The 19,638-nt window shown below is 41.9% G+C and carries 18 protein-coding genes; 3 read left to right on the forward strand and 15 right to left on the reverse strand.

All coding sequences use genetic code 11. From position 1 onward, the window contains the following. Positions 1 to 30: 30 nt before the first annotated feature. A complete protein-coding gene (lhgO, locus tag LZG71_RS21375) occupies positions 31 to 1,230 on the forward strand; it encodes an L-2-hydroxyglutarate oxidase (protein WP_233823854.1) in 1,200 nt (399 codons plus the stop codon). A gap of 85 nt (positions 1,231 to 1,315) precedes the next feature. Here the strand turns inward: lhgO and LZG71_RS21380 are convergent, their stop codons facing one another. The 14 genes from LZG71_RS21380 to LZG71_RS21445 all read right to left on the reverse strand — a co-directional run bounded on the left by LZG71_RS21380 (position 1,316) and on the right by LZG71_RS21445 (position 16,137). Then, positions 1,316 to 2,782: an amino acid permease gene (locus tag LZG71_RS21380; RefSeq protein ID WP_233823856.1), complete on the reverse strand. Its 1,467-nt coding sequence runs from the start codon at positions 2,780 to 2,782 to the stop codon at positions 1,316 to 1,318. A 128-nt stretch (positions 2,783 to 2,910) separates the two neighbouring features. After that, complete coding sequence (gene secDF / locus LZG71_RS21385; protein ID WP_233823858.1) at positions 2,911 to 5,886, reverse strand: protein translocase subunit SecDF; 2,976 nt, start codon at positions 5,884 to 5,886, stop codon at positions 2,911 to 2,913. Positions 5,887 to 6,016: 130 nt separating this feature from the next. Then, positions 6,017 to 6,403, reverse strand: a complete 387-nt coding sequence (locus tag LZG71_RS21390; RefSeq protein WP_233823860.1) for a hypothetical protein — start codon at positions 6,401 to 6,403, stop codon at positions 6,017 to 6,019. Positions 6,404 to 6,515: 112 nt separating this feature from the next. Continuing rightward, positions 6,516 to 7,637, reverse strand: coding sequence for a P1 family peptidase (locus tag LZG71_RS21395; RefSeq protein ID WP_233823862.1), 1,122 nt, complete (start codon positions 7,635 to 7,637; stop codon positions 6,516 to 6,518). A gap of 86 nt (positions 7,638 to 7,723) precedes the next feature. Beyond that, positions 7,724 to 8,659 carry a DUF4249 domain-containing protein gene (locus LZG71_RS21400; RefSeq protein ID WP_233823864.1) on the reverse strand — a complete coding sequence of 312 codons (936 nt, stop codon included), beginning with the start codon at positions 8,657 to 8,659 and terminating at the stop codon, positions 7,724 to 7,726. A gap of 36 nt (positions 8,660 to 8,695) precedes the next feature. Beyond that, complete coding sequence (locus LZG71_RS21405; RefSeq protein WP_233823866.1) at positions 8,696 to 11,020, reverse strand: TonB-dependent receptor; 2,325 nt, start codon at positions 11,018 to 11,020, stop codon at positions 8,696 to 8,698. Positions 11,021 to 11,273: 253 nt separating this feature from the next. Continuing rightward, complete coding sequence (folK, locus tag LZG71_RS21410; RefSeq protein WP_233823868.1) at positions 11,274 to 11,786, reverse strand: 2-amino-4-hydroxy-6-hydroxymethyldihydropteridine diphosphokinase; 513 nt, start codon at positions 11,784 to 11,786, stop codon at positions 11,274 to 11,276. A 77-nt stretch (positions 11,787 to 11,863) separates the two neighbouring features. Then, a complete protein-coding gene (rpmB, locus tag LZG71_RS21415) occupies positions 11,864 to 12,103 on the reverse strand; it encodes a 50S ribosomal protein L28 (protein ID WP_026632020.1) in 240 nt (79 codons plus the stop codon). A gap of 94 nt (positions 12,104 to 12,197) precedes the next feature. Further along, on the reverse strand, positions 12,198 to 12,884 hold the full coding sequence (locus tag LZG71_RS21420) for a response regulator transcription factor (RefSeq protein WP_233823870.1): 687 nt from the start codon (positions 12,882 to 12,884) through the stop codon (positions 12,198 to 12,200). Positions 12,885 to 12,962: 78 nt separating this feature from the next. Then, positions 12,963 to 14,222 (reverse strand): sensor histidine kinase KdpD, encoded by a 1,260-nt coding sequence (locus tag LZG71_RS21425; protein ID WP_233823872.1) that lies wholly within the window; start codon positions 14,220 to 14,222, stop codon positions 12,963 to 12,965. A 106-nt stretch (positions 14,223 to 14,328) separates the two neighbouring features. Then, a complete protein-coding gene (locus tag LZG71_RS21430; protein ID WP_233823874.1) occupies positions 14,329 to 14,682 on the reverse strand; it encodes a DUF5615 family PIN-like protein in 354 nt (117 codons plus the stop codon). Then, positions 14,679 to 14,912, reverse strand: a complete 234-nt coding sequence (locus tag LZG71_RS21435) for a DUF433 domain-containing protein (protein WP_233823876.1) — start codon at positions 14,910 to 14,912, stop codon at positions 14,679 to 14,681. The genes LZG71_RS21430 and LZG71_RS21435 overlap by 4 nt, the downstream gene beginning before the upstream one ends. Positions 14,913 to 15,014: 102 nt before the next feature. Next, positions 15,015 to 15,866 (reverse strand): N-acetylglucosamine kinase, encoded by an 852-nt coding sequence (locus LZG71_RS21440; RefSeq protein ID WP_233823878.1) that lies wholly within the window; start codon positions 15,864 to 15,866, stop codon positions 15,015 to 15,017. Between the two features lie 40 nt (positions 15,867 to 15,906). Then, complete coding sequence (locus LZG71_RS21445) at positions 15,907 to 16,137, reverse strand: cytochrome b5 domain-containing protein (RefSeq protein ID WP_233823880.1); 231 nt, start codon at positions 16,135 to 16,137, stop codon at positions 15,907 to 15,909. Positions 16,138 to 16,275: 138 nt separating this feature from the next. On the opposite strand from LZG71_RS21445, the gene LZG71_RS21450 reads away from it, so the two are divergent. Together LZG71_RS21450 and thiL are read left to right on the forward strand one after the other, a co-directional pair. Then, the gene (locus tag LZG71_RS21450; RefSeq protein WP_233823882.1) at positions 16,276 to 16,719 is read left to right on the forward strand and encodes a hypothetical protein; all 444 of its coding nucleotides are present in this window, start codon (positions 16,276 to 16,278) and stop codon (positions 16,717 to 16,719) included. Positions 16,720 to 16,829: 110 nt separating this feature from the next. Then, positions 16,830 to 17,849 (forward strand): thiamine-phosphate kinase, encoded by a 1,020-nt coding sequence (gene thiL, locus LZG71_RS21455; RefSeq protein ID WP_233823884.1) that lies wholly within the window; start codon positions 16,830 to 16,832, stop codon positions 17,847 to 17,849. Positions 17,850 to 17,939: 90 nt separating this feature from the next. Here thiL and LZG71_RS21460 read toward each other — a convergent pair whose 3' ends face one another. Further along, positions 17,940 to 19,634 (reverse strand): RagB/SusD family nutrient uptake outer membrane protein, encoded by a 1,695-nt coding sequence (locus tag LZG71_RS21460; RefSeq protein ID WP_233823885.1) that lies wholly within the window; start codon positions 19,632 to 19,634, stop codon positions 17,940 to 17,942. Between the last annotated feature and the right edge of the window lie 4 nt (positions 19,635 to 19,638).

Here is a 19,638-nt window from a genome sequence, read left to right on the forward strand (position 1 = left end):
TCTTCTTTGAAAAAAGACATCTGATATTCCATGCATGACATCATCGTTATAGGCGGAGGCATTGTTGGCCTTGCCACAGCTCTTCGTATTAAAGAACAAAAGCCTTCTCTTAAAATTCTGTTACTCGAAAAGGAGAATGAAGTTGCCAAACACCAAACCGGTCACAACAGCGGGGTTATTCATTCGGGTTTGTACTATAAACCCGGAAGCCTGAAAGCCACCAATTGTATTCGTGGTTATGAAATGCTTATTGATTTTTGCAGACGTGAAGGCGTAGCATTTGATCTTTGTGGCAAAATTGTGGTCGCTACAAGCGAGGAGCAAAAACCATTACTTAAAAATCTGTTTGACCGGGGAATGCAGAATGGCCTTGTAAATAACAAGATGATCAGTGCTGGCGAAATTAAAGAAATAGAGCCTCACGTTCGGGGTGTTGAAGGAATTTGGGTACCATATACTGGTATTATTGACTACAAAACAGTATCTGAAAAATATGCGGAGTGCTTTCAAAAAGCAGGTGGAGATTTGTTTTTTGGTCAGAAAGTGGTTGATATAAAAAATAAAGGAACTCATTCAGAAGTCGTTGCTGAATCTGGTAAGGTATTTCAAACGCGCTTGGTGGTTAATTGCGCAGGGTTATATTCCGACAAAGTAGCACAGCTAACTCAACCCGAAAACATCAAAGTCCGTATTATTCCTTTCAGAGGTGAATACTACAAAATACGACCAGAAAAGCATCATCTGGTTCGCAACCTGATATATCCTGTACCGGATCCTAATTTCCCATTTCTGGGTGTACATTTTACGCGGATGATTGAAGGTGGTGTAGAAGCTGGTCCGAATGCCGTTTTTGCATTTAAAAGAGAAGGATATAAAAAGACAGATATAAACGTTCCCGAAATGCTGGAATCGCTGGCATGGCCGGGATTCAGAAAGGTAGCGGCGAAATACTGGAAGACTGGTATGGGAGAATATTACAGATCTTTTTCCAAAGCTGCTTTCACCAAAGCACTACAGGAACTTATTCCTGACATCCAGTCGGATGATCTTATACCAGGCGGAGCAGGTGTAAGAGCGCAGGCGTGCGACTATGACGGAGGTTTGCTGGATGACTTCTCAATCATCGAAAATAAGGGTGCTATCAATGTATGTAACGCTCCTTCGCCAGCAGCAACTTCTTCCCTCTCGATCGGACAAACGATTTCGGAAAGAGTTTTAGCAAGAATGTAGCCTACTGAAAGCGTTTCAGTTATATCCAAAAAACAAAAATTGCCTGGCTTCGAAGTGAAACCAGGCAATTTTTATTTGTAAGAACTTAAGAGTTAAGATTATTTTCTTTTCCTAGTTTACTGTTCTTTTTACCGTATCCAAAATAGATAGCAAAACCGATTGCCAACCAGACGGCAAGACGATACCAGCTTTCAATAGGTAATGAATACATCAGATAAAGACATACTACAATACCCATAATTGGAACGAACGGTACTAGTGGAGTACGGAACGAACGGTGTATATCCGGACGTTTAACACGCAACATCCACACGCCCACACAAACAAGGCAGAATGCAAACAGCGTTCCGATACTTACCATGTGTCCCAAATCACTTACAGGTACAAGACCAGCGAAAATACTTACAAAGAACATGAAGAACACGTTCGTTTTCCATGGTGTACTGAATTTAGGATGAACCTGGCTGAAGAACTTAGGAAGTAATCCGTCTTTACTCATGGAATAGAACACACGGCTTTGTCCCAAAAGCATTACAAGCATTACAGATGTGTAACCCGCCAGAATGGCCACGATGAGCGCCGTTTGTAAACTATCGTATCCGGTTTTGGCAAATGCAGTTGCAGCCGGTTTAGCATCGTTCAGGAATTCCTTGTAGTTAACAAGTCCCGTCATCACGTGTGCAAACAGAATGTATAGAACGGTACAGATCACCAACGACCCCAAGATACCAATTGGCATTCCTTTCTGTGGATTCTTAGCTTCTTGTGCTGCTGTTGATACTGCATCGAAACCAATAAACGCAAAGAATACTACTGCCGCTCCGGTTGCAATTCCAGTCCATCCGAAGTTTTCATAATTACCTGTGTTTTCAGGAATGTAAGGAACATAGTTTTGTGGATCGATGTGGCTCCATCCAAGTGCTATAAAAACCAAAACGACGGTAACTTTCAAGATTACCAAAAGATTGTTAAGAAAAGCAGAACCTTCTGTACCTCTAATCAAGAGCAACGACAAAAGAAAAACGATCAGAATTGCAGGAAGGTTAACAATACCATTGTCAATAATAGTACCGTCACTCAATTTTACAACTTCAAATGGGGAACAAACCAACTGCGCAGGCAGGTGTATATCAAACTTACTAAGGAATTCGAGCAAATATCGCGACCAACTCACAGATACCGTTGCAGCTCCCAAAGCATATTCGAGAACCAAATCCCATCCAATGATCCAGGCCACAAACTCACCCATGGTAGCATACGAATAGGTATATGCACTACCAGCGATTGGAATCATGGATGCGAACTCTGCATAGCAAAGACCCGCGAATCCACATCCGACAGCAGCCAATATAAATGATATCGTTACGGCAGGGCCGGAATGTTCTGCTGCGGCGATTCCTGTCAATGAAAAAAGACCGGCACCAATGATCGCACCAATACCCAGTGCAACAAGGCTAGCCGATCCTAATGATCTTTTTAATTGATTCTCCTCACCTGTTGATTCTTTTAATAATTTTTCGATAGGCTTTTTAACCCAAAGTTGATTTGCCATAAAGAGTTTTCTATTGTAATTATTTTATCATTATTCCCTAAAACTAAAAGAAAATTTGCTAAGTATTCACAACTGCAAAATAAAAAAGGGGAAAGTAAATTACTTTCCCCTTTTAATCCTCTAAATTATTACGCTTTGATCTTTTTGTTCGCAGCGGCTATTTGTCCAGCACCTTCGACAGCAGGAGTGAGGTCTTCTTTCATCTTATCTCTCTGAAGGAAATCTACCACGATAGGAGCAGACACAAAAAGAGAAGAATAGGTACCAACGATTACCCCAAGCAACATACAGAAGGTAAACCCACGAAGTACAACACCTCCGAAAATCATCAATACCAAGAGTACAAGGATTACCGAGATACCGGTTACAGCCGTACGACTTAAAGTACTGTTAAGTGCGTTGTTGATAACCGTTGAAATATTCTCATTCTTACCTTTATTCTCGTTCATATAATCTCTGATACGGTCATATATTACAACTGTATCATTCATCGAATACCCGATCATCGTAAGAATACCACCAATAAACGCCTGATCAATATCTAATGAGAACGGTAACCAACCATTAAACAAAGAGTAGACAGCCAAAAGTATAATCACATCGTGAAACAGAGATACTACTGCACCATAACTAAATGCAAGCCTTTTGAAACGTATAAAGATGTATACAAAGTTTACCAACAGGGCAAGTAGTACGGCATAAACAGCTGAAATCATCGTGTCAAAAGCCATTGTAGGTCCTACCTTAGAGTAGCTTACAATCTTGGCCGGATTACCTTTCAGCTTGGAAGCACCCTCTAGAATCTTGGCCTCAGCTTTCTGATCTGCATCAGGAGATACGTCTTCGATCAGATATGGCGTTGTAATTTTAACCTGGTCAAAACCACCAAAAGTTTTGATTTCGGTTGGCATTCCAAGTACATCATCCATTGCAGCACGCAGATCATCAGTCTCCACCGATTGTTCAAAACGAACGATGTAAGAACGTCCACCTTTGAAATCGATACCCAAACCGAAACCTTTGAAGATAAACGAGCCAATACCAATAACGATGATCGCGGTAGAAATAACGTAGAAACGACGACGCTGAGAAATGAAATCGAAGTTGTTATCCTTAAACCAGTTTTTGGTCAATCCTGAATAGAATTTGAAAACATGCCCCGCCTCAGTTTGTTTTTCAAGAATCAATCTTGTGATAAAGACAGCTGTAAAGAACGATGTAACCAAACCGATAAGGAGCGTTGTGGCAAAACCAAGCACCAAGCCTGTACCAAATACGTAAAGGATAATACCAGTCAGGAACGTAGTAACATTGGAGTCAATAATAGCTGAAAGAGAATTTTTAAAACCATCCGTTACAGCTTGTTTGTAAGGCTTTCCTTCTTCGATTTCAATTTTGATACCTTCATAGATCAGTACGTTCGCATCCACCGCAGTACCAATCGTTAACACGATACCAGCAATACCCGAAAGTGTAAGAACAGCACCCAAAGACGCCATGATACCCAGCAAGAAGAAAAGGTTGATGAACAACGCCAAATCCGCTATCCATCCTGCTTTGCTATAATAAGCAAACATAAATACCAATACAATGACAAGACCAACTACCGACGACCAAACGCCTTGTGAGATAGCCTCTGCACCAAGTGTAGAACCAACTACTGCTTCTTCAACGATATGCGTAGGAGCAGGAAGTTTACCCGCTTTCAATACGTTAGACATATCCTTGGTTTCTTCCACTGTGAAGTTACCAGTGATGCTCGAGTTACCATTCGGTATTTCACCCTGCACGGTAGGAGCAGTGTAAACAAGGTTATCAATAATAATCGCAACCGGGCGACCAACGCTTCTTGCAGTAAGTGTACGCCATTTACGTGCACCTTCTCCGTTCATACGCATAGTTACTTCCGGACGGCCACGGTCATCGTAGTCATGGTTTGCATCCACGATCACATCACCTTCCATTGCAGCCTGTCCATTCGATTTTTTGATAAAATACAATGGCAGAATCAACTGATTGTTGGCTCCGGCGGTTCCTTTACGGTCCCACATAAACACAAGGTCAGCCGGGAAAAACGATCTAACTTCCGGACGGTTCAAGATCTGGTTAGCACGTGCGGTATCCTTCATGTATACACCAAGTCCTTGTGGCATTGGTACAAAAAGATTTGTCAATGCTGCACTTTGAGCTGCCAAAGCAGAAGAATCGGTTGCGGAAGAGTCGCTTTTTTGTTCGAGCTGAGCAGCCAAACCGCCCAAGCCGGTTTTTTTAGTAGTATCAGTTGCAGCCGCCGCAGTAGTTGGCTTAGCAGCTTTCTCAATTTCCGCTTGTTTTGAAAGGTATTTACCCAATTGGTCCAAACCTGAGGCTAGTTCATTGGTAAGATATACCTCCGAGAATTCAAGTTTCGCAGCACCTGACAATAAACGACGTACACGCTCAGGATTATCTACACCCGGAAGTTCAACCAAAATCTGGTTTTTACCAGGTAGTCTTTGAATATTAGGGTTTGTTACACCAAACTTATCAATACGTGCTTGTGTAATTTGTAAAGCTCTTTCGATCGACCCATCGATTTCAGTATTAAGCATTTTGATAACATCACTGTCCGAAGATGTGCTGTTAATTTTGCCACGGTTGGCGCTATTTGCAAAAACACTTGCAAGGCTGGTATTAGGAGCAGCTTCTTTGAAAGCTTTTACAAAAAGGCTCACAAATGTACTGTTGCTTGCTTTTTTGTCCTGACCTGCCTGTGTAAGTGCTTTCTGAAATGCTGCACTACGGGCATTTCCACCAGCCATTCCTTTAAGAATATCAACAGGAGAAACTTCCAAAACCACATGCATACCACCTTGAAGGTCAAGTCCAAGGCTAAGTTCGCGTTCCATTACTTCCTGTAATGTCTGTCCCAGATATACATCTTCACGCCAAAGCGAATCGATATAATGCTGTTTTTTAGACACATCTACTTTGCCATCTGTTCCCATGGCATAGGTCTCAGCTTTACCTTTGATATTACGCGAAACGAACGTAAAAGAAAGGTAGTAAACACTAATAAGGGCCAGCACAATGGACAACCCTATTACTCCATTTTTATTGGTCATTGGTATTATTAATTGATTGTTTTTACAAAATCAGAAAAGCGGCAAAAGCCAAAAGATGCCAAATTACCCGAAAAACGTACGATACGTTATGGTATGAACATCCGATAAGAAATGCAGAATCGCCTGGTTATCAGGGGGCATTGGTGACAATATAACGACCAAAAATCCTGTTGAAGCAGGATAACAATCTTGTCGTTTCTGTGTAGGCAATTTCCACAACCGTTTCCTTTTGCACAAAGCTCCAGACGGTTGAAGGAAGGAAATAAAAATATTGGAAGAAATCGAAAGAGATAGCGGGTGTAATTACCGCATTGAGAGAAAGGGAACTAACCGTAGCCTGATTTCCCTCAGGCGCTTTGGAAGCATCTTCCTTAGCCAGACTTTCAAGTGCCGCCTTCTCATTTTTGAAAAACGCACCGTCGTTATTACCTGACCATGACTTCGCCCCTGCTACCATTAACAGCATGGCAGCCATAAGCAAAGTAATTGTCTGATTTATAAAGCGTCGGGTCTGCACGAGATATAGGTCTTCTTAATAAACCGCAAATTTTAGTGTAAAATATTACAATCGCAAATATAAAGTGCTTATTTTATTATAATTAACCCAACGGACAGAATTAACTATAAGATTACAGCTTTACTCTGCCGTACTTCTTCATAATTTCCATTACTTTTTCTTTTGGAAGTTCTTCAACTTTGTGATCTTTTGTTCCCGACGAGGTTGTAGCCATAAACAGCGAGTTAATGATTGCTTCCTCTGTTGCTTCAATTGCAGCTAAAAAAAGCGGAGAAACAAAATCATTATTCAAAAAAGTAGCCGTAGAAGTCGGTTGGGGAGCATTGTGAAGTATGCGGTTAGCCGTAGAAAAAGCGATCACGTAATCTCCGCTTCCGTTGGCAGCAATACCTCCCGTTTGAGCCATGCCCAGCATCACCCTTTTAGCCAAGCGTTTAAGGTTTCTCGCATCCAAAGGTGCATCAGTAGCCAATATCATCATACAGGAACCGTCCGAAGATTTATCAAGAGCCTCTTTGAAAGCATATTGTCCAAGTTCCTCACCGATAGGCACCCCATTTATTTTTAACACACCTCCAAAGTTGGTCTGAACCAAAACACCTACAGTATAACCTCCCAGTTTTTCAGGTAATTTCCTGGATGAAGTACCAATGCCGCCCTTCCAGCCAAAACACACAGTACCTGTACCTGCACCCACATTACCCTCATCTACCGCACCCGATTCTGCCTGAGCAAGTGCATTAAGAACATGTTCCTTTTTTACATGACGCCCCCGAATATCATTCAGATAGCCATCATTTGTTTCTCCCACCACAGGATTTACAGATCTTACGTCCTCATTACCTGCCTGGCCCAATGTCCAGTCAATCAAAGCGTCTGATGCAGTGGGCACACTCAACGTATTTGTAAGCACAATTGGAGTCTCCATAGTCCCCAGTTCCTCCACCTGAGAATATCCAGCCAACTTGCCAAAACCATTTCCCAGATAAATGGCTGCCGGTACCTTTTCCTGAAAAATGTTACCACTATGTGGTAATATCGCCGTAACTCCGGTTCGTACATCATCACCTTCCGAAAGCGTGATCTGCCCAACTTTCACACCCTCAACATCCGTAATTGCGTTTAAAGTGCCGGTAGGCAAAACGCCAATTTTGATACCCAGTTCACGTGGGCGTTGCTGAGCATGTGCAGATAAAATCTGGCAAAAAATGAACAACAAGAATAGTCTTTTCATGAAGATTGTAAAATGTACTAGAAATATACAAAAAAGCCACTTGCAAGTATTCTCACAAGTGGCTTTTAACGAAAACAGTTTTGGAATTAATCTTCAGGCCTTGCTTTTGCAGGATCAATCACTGTTTCCATCCGGCTCACAGCAGAGGCACCGAAATAGCCCAGAGCTTTGTCTCCAGAGGAATTCGTATTTACTACATTTGACTTCAAATTTTGAATAGGAACGGCAAAAAGGCCACCATTAGATGCCTGTTCTCTCATTTGTTTCAAAAACTCAAATGCCTCATTCGTAATACTATGTAACTCTACTCCTACCGAAGCACCGGCAGAATATAGTGAATCAGTTGTAATTGATTGACGCAAAGGCAAAATAAAAATCAGCCCATCAGACGGAGCGCCCGCACTGAACGCTGCGTCATATGCAGTTGAAATTAAGGAAGGTTTTTCTACAACCGCTTTTCCTCTTATCACTGGTTTAATCCAATATGTGTCTCCTTCTCCCACAAAGTCTCTTGCATAGAACGATGCTATATAGCCTTTTTTGGGGCCTTTATCTGGTTCAAATGGCAACGTTTCATTCTGATAAACAACAGAATCCACATTGGGAACTCGCCTAATTTCATTTGCGGCGGTAAAAATATCATTGCCATTTTTTATCTGTAATTTATAACTACGGCCAATGTGACCCAACGTATCTTTTCCCGGCGATTGCCAAACATATTTGCCGTCACCTGCTACGTCTTTGAACTCATAAACAGTACCCAAATTATCTGTAACTGTTACTGTTGCACCCAGATATGGTTTGGGAGAACCGTTATCAAAATATCCAGATGACCAGCTGAGGGTGATGGTTTGAGATCCCGGCTCGTTGGTTATCCATCCATCGACAACCAATTGCGGCGGCCCTGTTTCAGTTTGGAAGTCAATCACGTCTTCACAGCCAGTGAGACTGACGATAACAAGTAGCGATAACAAGCTGTAAATAGCTGACTTTGTTAATGTATTTTTCAATGTATTTTTCATCTTTTTAACTTTTCAAGAAAGGGATAATTTAATTGATCAGAACTTGAAGTTGTAAGTAATAGCAGGAATAAAACTTCCAATAACCGAATACCGTATAGCCTCGGCTCTAAGGGGAGTATCTTCGTTACCACGAGTATAAATCGAAAACGCATTTCTCCGATTGTATACATTATATATCGAAAACACCCACTCTCCTTCACCAATATTAAACAGCTTTCTTTTGGATTTAAGTGTAGCAGCCAGATCCAGCCTGTGATATGCCGGAATTCGATTGTTGTTTCTCTCGTTTTTGTAGTTGTGTCCTACCAACATTCCTTTCCATATGTAACTATTAGTAGGGAAGGTTGCCGGTGTACCGGACGCAATCGTGAAGTTAGCTGACAAAGAAAGTCTCTTTTTAAGCTCATAAATGGCAACAGCAGTGAAGTTATGCGGCTTATCAAATCGTGCTGCAAACCAGTCGTTGTTGTTGATGGTTTCAACCATTCGCTCCGTACGGGATAAGGTGTAGCTCACCCAACCGGTAAGTTTTCCTTTATTTTTCTTCAAATAGAATTCCGCACCGTAAGCACGGCCTTTTCCTGAAAGCAAATCTCCTTCAACAAATCTGTTAAGCAACAATTCGGATCCCGGAACGTAGTCAATCTGGTTGTAAAGTTTTTTATAATAAACCTCCACAGATGCTTCGTAAGTATTCTCTTTGAAATTTCTGAACCAGCCCAAAGCCACCTGATCTGCCTTTTCAGGACGAATGGCCGTCGAGCTCAAAGTCCATACATCCAAAGGGGAACTAGCAGCAGTGTTGGAAAGCAAATGCAGATATTGCGCCGTTCGGTTATAGCTCGCTTTAATAGATGTTGACGAAGACAGACCGATGTTTACGGAAAAACGTGGTTCCCAATTCCCGTATGATTTGATCGCGTCACCCTTGCCGTATTCCCGACCCGGGAAAATAGGCAGTTTGTGTTCACCTTTTATAATCTCCTGGTAGTCATACTCTGTTCCGCGACCAAGGCTACGGAAGTATGAGTATCTCAAACCGTATTGTAAAGAAATTTTATCCGTCAGTTTTTGTTCATTCCCAATATACAATGCTGACTCATCTCCATAGCGTGGATCTTGGCTGATATCGGTTTGTTCACCTTCTGAAATTGCAGTTGCTTTTCCCGGACGTGAATCGTAACGAATGTATTGTCCACCAAAAGTTAACTGATTGTTTGGTGTGAGGTAATATGTAAAATCAGGCTTGATACTGGTGCTGATAATTTTTGATTTCCAGTCAAATTTGTCCTTTGCATTGTCATCATTTGCATTTTGCGCTAACGAATAATCATAATTGCTGTAAAAAGCAGTCAGGTTCATGAACAGCTTATTGGAAAAAATGTGGTTCCAGCGACCTGTGGCCGTTGCATTACCCCAACCGAATGCGAAATCTCCCCCACCGAATACATCTTTACCAAAATAACCGGAAGCATAAAAAGTATCTTTATCGCCAAGTCTGTAATTCACTTTGGCAGTAAGATCATAAAAGTAAAACTTGGAATCGCGGATGTCTTTATTCAAAAATGGCTTTGCCAATACATCTATGTAAGACCGACGACCAGCCACAATAAATGATCCATTTCCTTCTGCAAAAGGCTGTTCGTAGGTAAGACGAGAGAAAATAGTCCCCAAACCTCCGTTAATCTCTCTCTTTTTGGCATTACCTTCCTTCATCCTGACGTCCAGAATCGAAGAGATCCTTCCTCCGTATTGAGCAGGAATCCCGCCTTTGATCAGTTTCACATCTTTTACCGCATCAGGATTAAATACAGAGAAAAATCCAAACAAATGTGATGAGTTGTAAACAGGTGCTTCATCCAGCAATACCAGATTTTGGGATACATCCCCTCCTCTTACATTAAAACCGGATGCACCCTCACCAACGGTAGTTACGCCAGGTAAGAGCTGAATACTTCTAACAAGGTCAACTTCACCAAAAAGTGCCGGCATTTTTTTGATGGTTTTCATCTCCACCTTATTAACCGACATTTCGATACCCTTCACATTCTCATCTTCTTTTTTTGTAGAAATAGTTACCTCGGCCAGTTCACTGCTTTCGTCACCCATTTCAATACTCACGGTTTTGTCAGCATCCAGCACAACTGTCTTAGTCGTTTTTTGGTAACCAATGTAGCTATACACCAGCGTATAGGTTCCAGCAGGTAATGTAATAGAATAAAAGCCGTAGGGGTTGGTAACGACGCCCGTTTCTGCTTCGCGCACATATACTGATACGCCGATAAGACCTTCTCCATTCGAGGCGTCTTTTACATAACCGCTCACGGTTTGTTTATTTTGGGAAAAAGCGCTTATGCTCATACACAAGAGTATAGTGCTTAACCAGATGACGGATAATTTTTTAATCATGGCTCACTTTAGGTGGTGTAAAATTGAATTTTTCTTATTCGGTGACAACTCAGAAGACGTATACCCTAATTATTTAACAACAAATAATTCCGGGCGTCGTCAGTTTCACAACGCAAAACAACCAATAAAATGGCGCGAAAGGAATTAATAAATGATGAACTGCTGTAAAAGGGAAGTGAATGGGAAGAAAGATGCAGATGACTATTTAATCCGCAATTGAATTATTTCCTGAAAAGACATGTACGTCGCTATCATCCGTACATGTTTCTAATAATTCAGATAATGTTTTTTCTAAAACAGGATGTACATAAAATGGTATGAGCTCAACCAGAGGAACAAGTGTAAACCGCCTCTCATGCAAACGTGGGTGCGGGACTGTGAGGCGGGCGCTATCCTGCACATGATTACCCAAGAACAGGATATCAATGTCGATAACACGGGCACCCCAGCGCTCATAGCGCACCCGACCAAGCTCATGTTCGATTTCCAGCACAAGTCGCAAAACCTCTTCCGCGGCGAGCGTGGTATGCACCTCCACCACCTGATTGAGGAAAGCAGGCTGATCCAACACGCCCCAGGGAGCAGTTTCATAAACCGATGACATAGCAGTTACATTGCCCACCGCTTCTGCCAGCATCTCAACCGCAGTATGCATGATATGCAGCCTGTCGCCCAGATTAGACCCCAAAAGCAGATAAACCGGTTTTTCAGATTGCATCAGTTAGAAACGATTAAAGCAACGAAAAAAAGGACTTCCCGATAGGAGAAGTCCTTTCCAATAAATTCGTAAATTTCTTAGAACGTAAGCGTTCCTTTATCGTAAGCTTTTTGTATAGTAGCTTCAATACCATTCTTGTTGATTGTACGAAGTGCTGAAGTAGCTACTTTAAGCGTAACCCATTCCCCTGTTGAAGGAAGGAAGAAACGTTTTTTCTGCAAATTCGGGAAGAATTTACGTTTTGTTTTATTGTTAGCGTGGGAAACGTTATTTCCAACACGAGTTCTTTTACCAGTAATTTGACAAACCTTAGCCATGACTTTACTATTTTTCCAAATGAGGGTGCAAATATGCGGACTTATTTTTGGTAACGCAAGTATTCCACCAAGAAATTTTTATAAAAAGTTCAAATTACCAACGCATCCTGAAGCCAACTCCGTGAATGTTATCTATACGAATGTCAGGATCTTGCGACAGATACTTTCGGAGACGTGAGATAAAAACATCCAGACTTCTGCCCATAAAATAATCATCATCGCCCCAGATAGCTTTAAGCAGATCATCTCTTCTGATTACCTGGTCAGGTCTGTCGGCAAGGTATTTTAGCACCTCCGCTTCACGGAATGTCAGGGTTTGTAAACTGTCATTAATTGACAAAGTAAGTTTTTGAAAATCAAATATATACTTCCCGATCCTATTAGATTCCGGTTTAGCTACGGCAGGTTGTTCTGCCTTGCTTCTCCGAAGAAAAACATCAATCCTCAACCTCAGCTCTTCAATACTGAATGGCTTGGTGACGTAATCATCCCCACCCAATTGAAGGCCTTTGATTTTGTCTTCCTGTAACGAGCGGGCTGTTAAAAAAAGGATCGGCACCTGGCTATCCGACTTACGGATGTTTTCCGCCAGTGTAAAGCCATCCATTTTAGGCAGCATCACATCCAAAACACAAATATCAAAATGCTCTTTACCAAAAATTTCCAGTGCCTCCACACCATCGTGTGCATGAACAATCTCATAATCGAACTGTTCCAGATTATCTTTGGTAGCAAAAGCAAGATTCGGATCATCTTCTACGTATAAAATTTTCTTCTTCAACTGATCTGATGTTTAGGTTGTAAATGGCTAACGTTGCAATATTGTCTGAAAACTTTGATAAAATGACTTTCTATAATCTCAGCCCGCAGTTCCTTTACCCTGCGGAATTGTAATCTTAAATGTACTTCCTTTTCCGAGTGCACTGTCCAGTTCCAGCAACCAGCCGTGTGCACGCACGATTTGTTTCACATAACTAAGCCCTATTCCAAAGCCTTTTACGTTATGCACATCCCCGGATGAAATCCTGAAAAACTGGTTAAAAATCTTTTTCTGATATTCAGGTGCAATTCCTATGCCCTGATCCTGCACCGAAACGAGCAGATTCCCATTTTTATTTGATGTTTTAACAATCACTTTCGGAGCATCATCAGAGTATTTCAGGGCATTATCAATCAGATTGGTGATCATACATCTGAAATGAAAAGGATCGGCCCGGATGACACCGTTCGCTGCATCCGAAATAAACTGGATTTTGTCGTCGAAAGGCAGCAGCAGAGATTGTATCACCTCATGCGCATCAATTGTCTCTTCCTTCAGTATAAGTGCATTTCGCTCCGCTTTTGCCATGGACAACACCATCTCTACCTGACCTTGCAAACGCAATATTTCTTCCTGCACAATGCGAACGTATCGGCTATGCCGCTCAGGTTGCTTTATTATACTTTCTGAATTGAGCACATCGGCTGCAATGCGTATGGTAGAGATCGGCGTTTGCAGCTCGTGTGTCATATTGTTTACAAAATCGCGCTGCACTTCCGATAATTGTTTCTGTCTCAGAATAATAAATAAAGCATACGCAAAGAACGAAACGGCAACCAACACCAGCACAGACGACCAGATTGCGCCTGTCATACTTCCGGCGAAATAGGTTTCCTGCTCAGGAAAACGAACGCCAAAATAGTAGGGATATTTGTCTGTTTTGACCCAATTTGACGTTGCCGTGGGAGATTTTTCATTGTTTTTGGTACTCAGCGACATACCGTATCGCATGCGATTGGTTGTACAATCGTAAATTCCCACTTCAAAATCGGTAATCAGATTATGCTTTTGAAAACTGTCCTTGATAAACAATTCGAGCAGATCCGGCTGTGTTGTGGCATTGGTATTCACAAGAAAATACTCTGTAGATAATTGCTCCACCGGATTGGTAGTCTGCATCACACCGCTCACATGAGCCAATTTCCCTGCTACATCCTGCAAAGCCACATGCGCGTTCTGATTAAACTGGCGATGTCTCAGATCCAGCGTTTGCTTCACCCAGTATATCTGCGTAATCACCACACCGATTATAAGCAAGGCAGAAAATATAGTAAGCAACTGAATTGTTCGGCGGGACATTATTGTAATTTTTACCAGACAAAGTTAGTACCTAACTCTGGTATAACGTTTTTGGAAAGTTGTGGAAAGTGACTTAACGTCTACGGTTAACATACATTAACGTTTGTTATTCGTGGGCTGTGATTTGCGTATTACTCATCTCGATAAGATCATAAATGGCGAGGAGATTAATAAGCTCCTGAAAATTCAAACGAAACAAGTCCAGCAAAGCTTTATTTTTGATGTTTCCAGTGGTGATCAACAACATCTTACGAGGTGAGCTTTTCAGAATGTAACTATCCAAAAAATCAGAATCTTTTGTGATAACAATAAATCCGTTGGCATCAGCAAATAATCGGATTTCCCGGTCCTCTGTTTCATCCTTTGCTGGGAGATCATCCGTATGAACAACTTCAAACCCTTTATCTCTAATCCATTGCGCCAACAAGTAGGGCAATTGAGCGTCCACCAGAAATTTCATGAAATTACATTCTGAACGCTCTTAACTTTTGACAATTTAGCAGCGTAGGCAAGACAAGCCAGGATGTCGTCATTTTCTAGTGAAGGGTAATCATCCAAAATTTCTTTGTAGGTACTACCGGCTGCCAATAAATCAAGCAACATTTCTACCGGATACCGTTTATTTCGGATAGTTGGTTTTCCGTGACAAACATTTGGGTTAATAGTGATACGGCCCAATAGATTTTCCATTCTTCTAAATATTTGACTTGCAGTTAAAGTAAAGTTAATCATTAATGTTGATTCACTAATCCTTACTGTTCCGATTTATCAGATCCACCACAACGGAAAAAATCACGAATGAAACTCAACTAACCCATCCATCGGAGACTTTAGAATTCTTCCGACTTTGAGTCCTTTCTCCTTCAACGACATTTCCAGAATATCCCTGAAATGATAGGCAATTGATCCCGCAAAATGAACCTTATACGCTTTTGTCTCCGGGTGCTTTACCACATATTTTTCAATAAAAACGTTAAATGCTTTGCTAACCAGTTCGCTCAAAAACGGATGCGATATATTGGCACCAATGAAATGTGTAAAAGCTGCAAAATAACGATTAGGGAAAGGCTTTTTATATGCGTGATCTAACACAGTGAGCCGGTTAATTTCCGGGTATTGTTCTGAAAAAAGGGTTTTCAGATCTTCTGGTAACTCATTTTGCAGGAAATGAACAACCAGTGTTTTCCCTAAAAATGACCCACTTCCTTCATCGCCAAGCCAAAAACCCAGCGACCCGATGGATCTGACGTTGTTATTTCCATCATATAGCACATTGTTTGCTCCTGTTCCAAGTATACAAGCCAGCCCGGACTCTCTCCCACAAAGCCCTCTTGATGCGCCAAGCATATCCGAAGCTACCTCTACTATATAGGCTTCGGGGAAACAGGATACCAATGCATCTTTCACGGGTTTTGATGAAACTGCATCCGCACAGCCAGCTCCATAAAAATGGATCTCATGCACGGCGGTGTTAACTGACGGAATAACCTCTTTGGTCAATACCTCAATAATATCCTCTGCCGACTGGTAAAAAGGATTTAATCCCGCCGATTGGATTTTGGTGACACCATTCTGATGTTTTAACACCCAGTCCGTTTTGGTTGAGCCGCTGTCGGCAATCAATATATTTTTTTGTTGATTCATAGTTACATTAATAACAGACATCTGCTGCCCTCTTAAACCTTCAAATGGTCAATTTCCCTATGACGCTGAATTTCTCAAATACACGGTCCGTGTGTGGTGCATCTCCCAATTCTTTTGTCAGATCCTGGCCAGCCCAGTGTTCATAATGATGTCCATTTCTCCACAATCTGGAAGTCGTAACATCATAAATAATCCCTTTATATGCACACCAGATTTCCTCCCGATCCTGTCCGTTGCGTAATGCCAACTGCGCTCTGGTATATTCTTTCATTTAATATTATTTTTGCGGTGCAATTTAGTCATTAAGGTTTTTGCGAGGAATTTTAATTCACTCGCACAGAATATTTTGATAATAAGACTAAAAAGTATGAACTTGGCGTTCTGTTTAAGAATATCACAAAATTAAGATATGAAAAAAAGTTACTCTCTGCTTTGCTGCGTAGTAATTGCTTTGGTCCTGATTTCGACGGGATGCAAGAAAAAAGTAAAACCTCTTTCTGAACGCATTGCGAAAGCATGGACGGCAGAATCGGTTAAAGAAGGTGCTGCGACGGTGTATACACGAGGAGGATCGAGCAATACTGCTCCCGGTTATTCCAACTTCCGCCTCAACATTTCCGCTTCATCTGTATCCTACACAGAAAAAGAAGGCTCAACCTTCGTAGGGACATGGGAAGTAGAGGGAGATTCAAAACTGATACTGAAAGGTTTGAATCCGCAACCAACCGGCAGTGGCGGAGTTGTTGAATTTTCTATAGTTTCTATTGATGACGCAAAACTTGTGATCAAAAATCTGAAAGCAAGTCCGAAAACAGGAAATACTATAAACGAATACACGCTTACTAATCCTTAGTTCCAACTTCCTGCAAAGGAACCAGGAACTAAAAGGATTTAGAATAGCTTTAAAAACGAAGCCATTTCTCATACAGGAAGTGGCTTCGTTTTTTTGTTTAATTTTACAACATGGAAGCAAGAACAGAAATTAGTAGCTTGGGCGAATTTGGCCTGATAAAAAGAATAAACCAGGGAATTAAAACTAAATTACCTGACACTATAAAAGGAATTGGCGACGACGCCGCCGTTGTTGATCTGGGAACGGAATTCGGACTGTTATCGTCCGACATGTTATTGGAAGGGGTTCATTTTGACCTTACCTTTTTTCCACTGAAACATTTGGGATATAAAGCGATCGCTATAAATGTATCCGACATCGCAGCCATGAACGGCATTCCGCATCAGGTAACTGTTAACCTGGCATTGAGCAACCGCTTTTCGGTGGAGGCTATTGATGAACTTTACGAAGGCATGAAAACGGCCTGTGCAGATTATAATGTGGATCTTGTTGGCGGTGACACATCTTCTTCCCGATCCGGCTTGCTCATATCAGTCAGCGTTTTTGGAAGGGTAAAAAAGGACCTGATCACTTATCGTAATACGGCAAAAGCGAATGACATCTTATGCGTTACGGGAGATCTTGGGGGAGCATACCTTGGTTTACAGTTACTGGAAAGGGAAAAGCAGGTTTTTCTTGCTAACCCCAATATGCAGCCTGAGCTGGAAGGCAAAGATTATGTGATTCAGCGGCAACTTCGCCCGGAAGCACGTATGGACGTGATTTACGAACTTGCAGAAGCGGGTGTATTGCCAACGGCTATGATTGATATTTCTGACGGTTTGGCTTCCGATCTGCTCCACCTGTGCGCGCAGTCGGGAGTGGGTGCAATCGTTTTTGAAGAGCGCTTACCTATTGACGATCAGACTTATCTGGCAGCAACGGAGCTCAATTTAAGCCCTATGACCGCGGCTCTGAATGGCGGTGAAGATTACGAATTGCTATTTACTGTTCCACAGGATGCATACGAACTGATCAAAAACAATCCTAAAATAAGTGTGATAGGATATGTGACAGACAACAAAGAGGAAATCGCATTACATACCAAAGGCGACAACCGTGTTCCACTTACAGCGCAGGGTTGGAGTTAAAATCCGGATAAAGCAAAAGGGCTGCTGGTTTGACGACCAGCAGCCCTTTTGCTTTACAGCCCACCCGGTTTTCAACCCGGCCATTAATACTTAATAACCTGCGTTTTGAGCGAATACAGATACACCTTCCGCATTTTTAGCGCTTCTGTCGATCTGCGTTTGAGGAATTGGTCTCAACAAATGGTTCTGAGTGATGTTGGCTGCTGCCTGTGGATTATATTTTTTAACTTTATCCACAAGATTACCCCAACGTTTCAAATCCATCCAACGGGTTTGTTCTCCGGCCAATTCTCTCGCACGTTCTTCCACTATAAATTCAAAAGTTGTCTGTGCCTGAGTAATTTCCATCGCATCCTTTTTCCCGGGCCATCCAGCTCTTCTGCGAACGATGTTAATTGCGTCAGTAGCTTCTTTGACCTTACCTGCTGCAAGTTGTGCTTCTGCAAGCATCAGATATGTGTCCGCCAGGCGAAAGGCGAAGAAATCACGGCTACCTGGTTCGTAAGTCATGTCAGGACGTTTGGTATCGAAAAATTTGGTTAAGGTCGGGAACAATGCTTCGGAGTATTTACTTGGCACCAGCACCTGATATTTTCTTTTTGCCCGTTCTTCTTTTGACATTTCGTAACCAGGTATGAATATGGCTGTGTCTCCCGCAGCGAAGGTGACCGTTGTTTTAGAATCGTCGAATGCCGTTTTCAAATCCTTTCCTGGCTTGTTACTCAACCATGTATCTTTGAACGTCTTTTTGTAACGTGAATCATTCACGCGTTCTCCAAAAACAACTTCTGTGCAATAGGTAGTTGGACGAAGACGCTTAAACGGGCGTCCGTTCAGAATATCCCGTTGCATTCCTGCCTGCACATCATACTGCATACCAAAGAAAAGGTGCAGGTTATTGCCACTGTTCACAGGATTGGTGTTATTGGTAACATTGGTAATAGCATCGGCAGTATACTGTATTGCCCACACAACCTCAGAGTTCCTGATATTACCTTCGTCAAACACACTCGCAAAATCGTCCTGCAACTTGTAGCTATACTTGGTTATTACATTATTACACAACTCCGCAGCTTTGGTAAAATCGTCGGCGGCTTTCTGAGTCGAGTAGGCTTTTGTAAGATATACCTTCGCTAGTCCCATTTCTGCGATCGGCTTGGTAATTCTACCATATTGGCCTGTTGTCGCCGGAAGGTCAGCAATTGATTCGGTCATATCTTTAATAATCGCCGCATACATTTCTGCATCAGTATTTCTTTTTGTATCCTTGGTTGCTTCCAAAGTTTCTGTTAACCGCAGGTCTACACCGCCATATTGCTGGAACAAGATGAAGTAATAATGCGCACGAAGAAATTTCACCTCAGCGATTCGCAACTTTTTAATGTCATCACTAACGCCAGTCACATTGGGAGCCCTGTCGATAATGGCGTTACAGGTGTTGATTCCCCGATAGAACTCATCCCATAAAGTACCCAGATAATCCACAGTTGGGTTCATTTGAGTATCGTAAAAGTGAAACCCTTTGTATCCACCATCTGCTCCTGTTGCGTAAATGTCAGTTCCGAATTCGGTCATAGTTAATCCCAACTGGGTGGCATAGTAAGTCCGAAGCGAAGAATATGCCGAGTTTACACCATCCTCAAATCCTTTTGGTGTATTGAGATAGTTGCTGCTTATTCCCGAGACCACCTCTTCGTCCAATAAATGACTACAGGACTGCCCGGTAAGCATCAATGCTGCAATGGCAAAAACTCTTGCAGGTTTTATTATATGTTTGAAATTCATGTCT

Origin of the sequence: Dyadobacter sp. CY312, from assembly GCF_021390535.1 — a bacterium.
In the GTDB taxonomy this organism is placed as follows: Bacteria; Bacteroidota; Bacteroidia; order Cytophagales; family Spirosomataceae; genus Dyadobacter.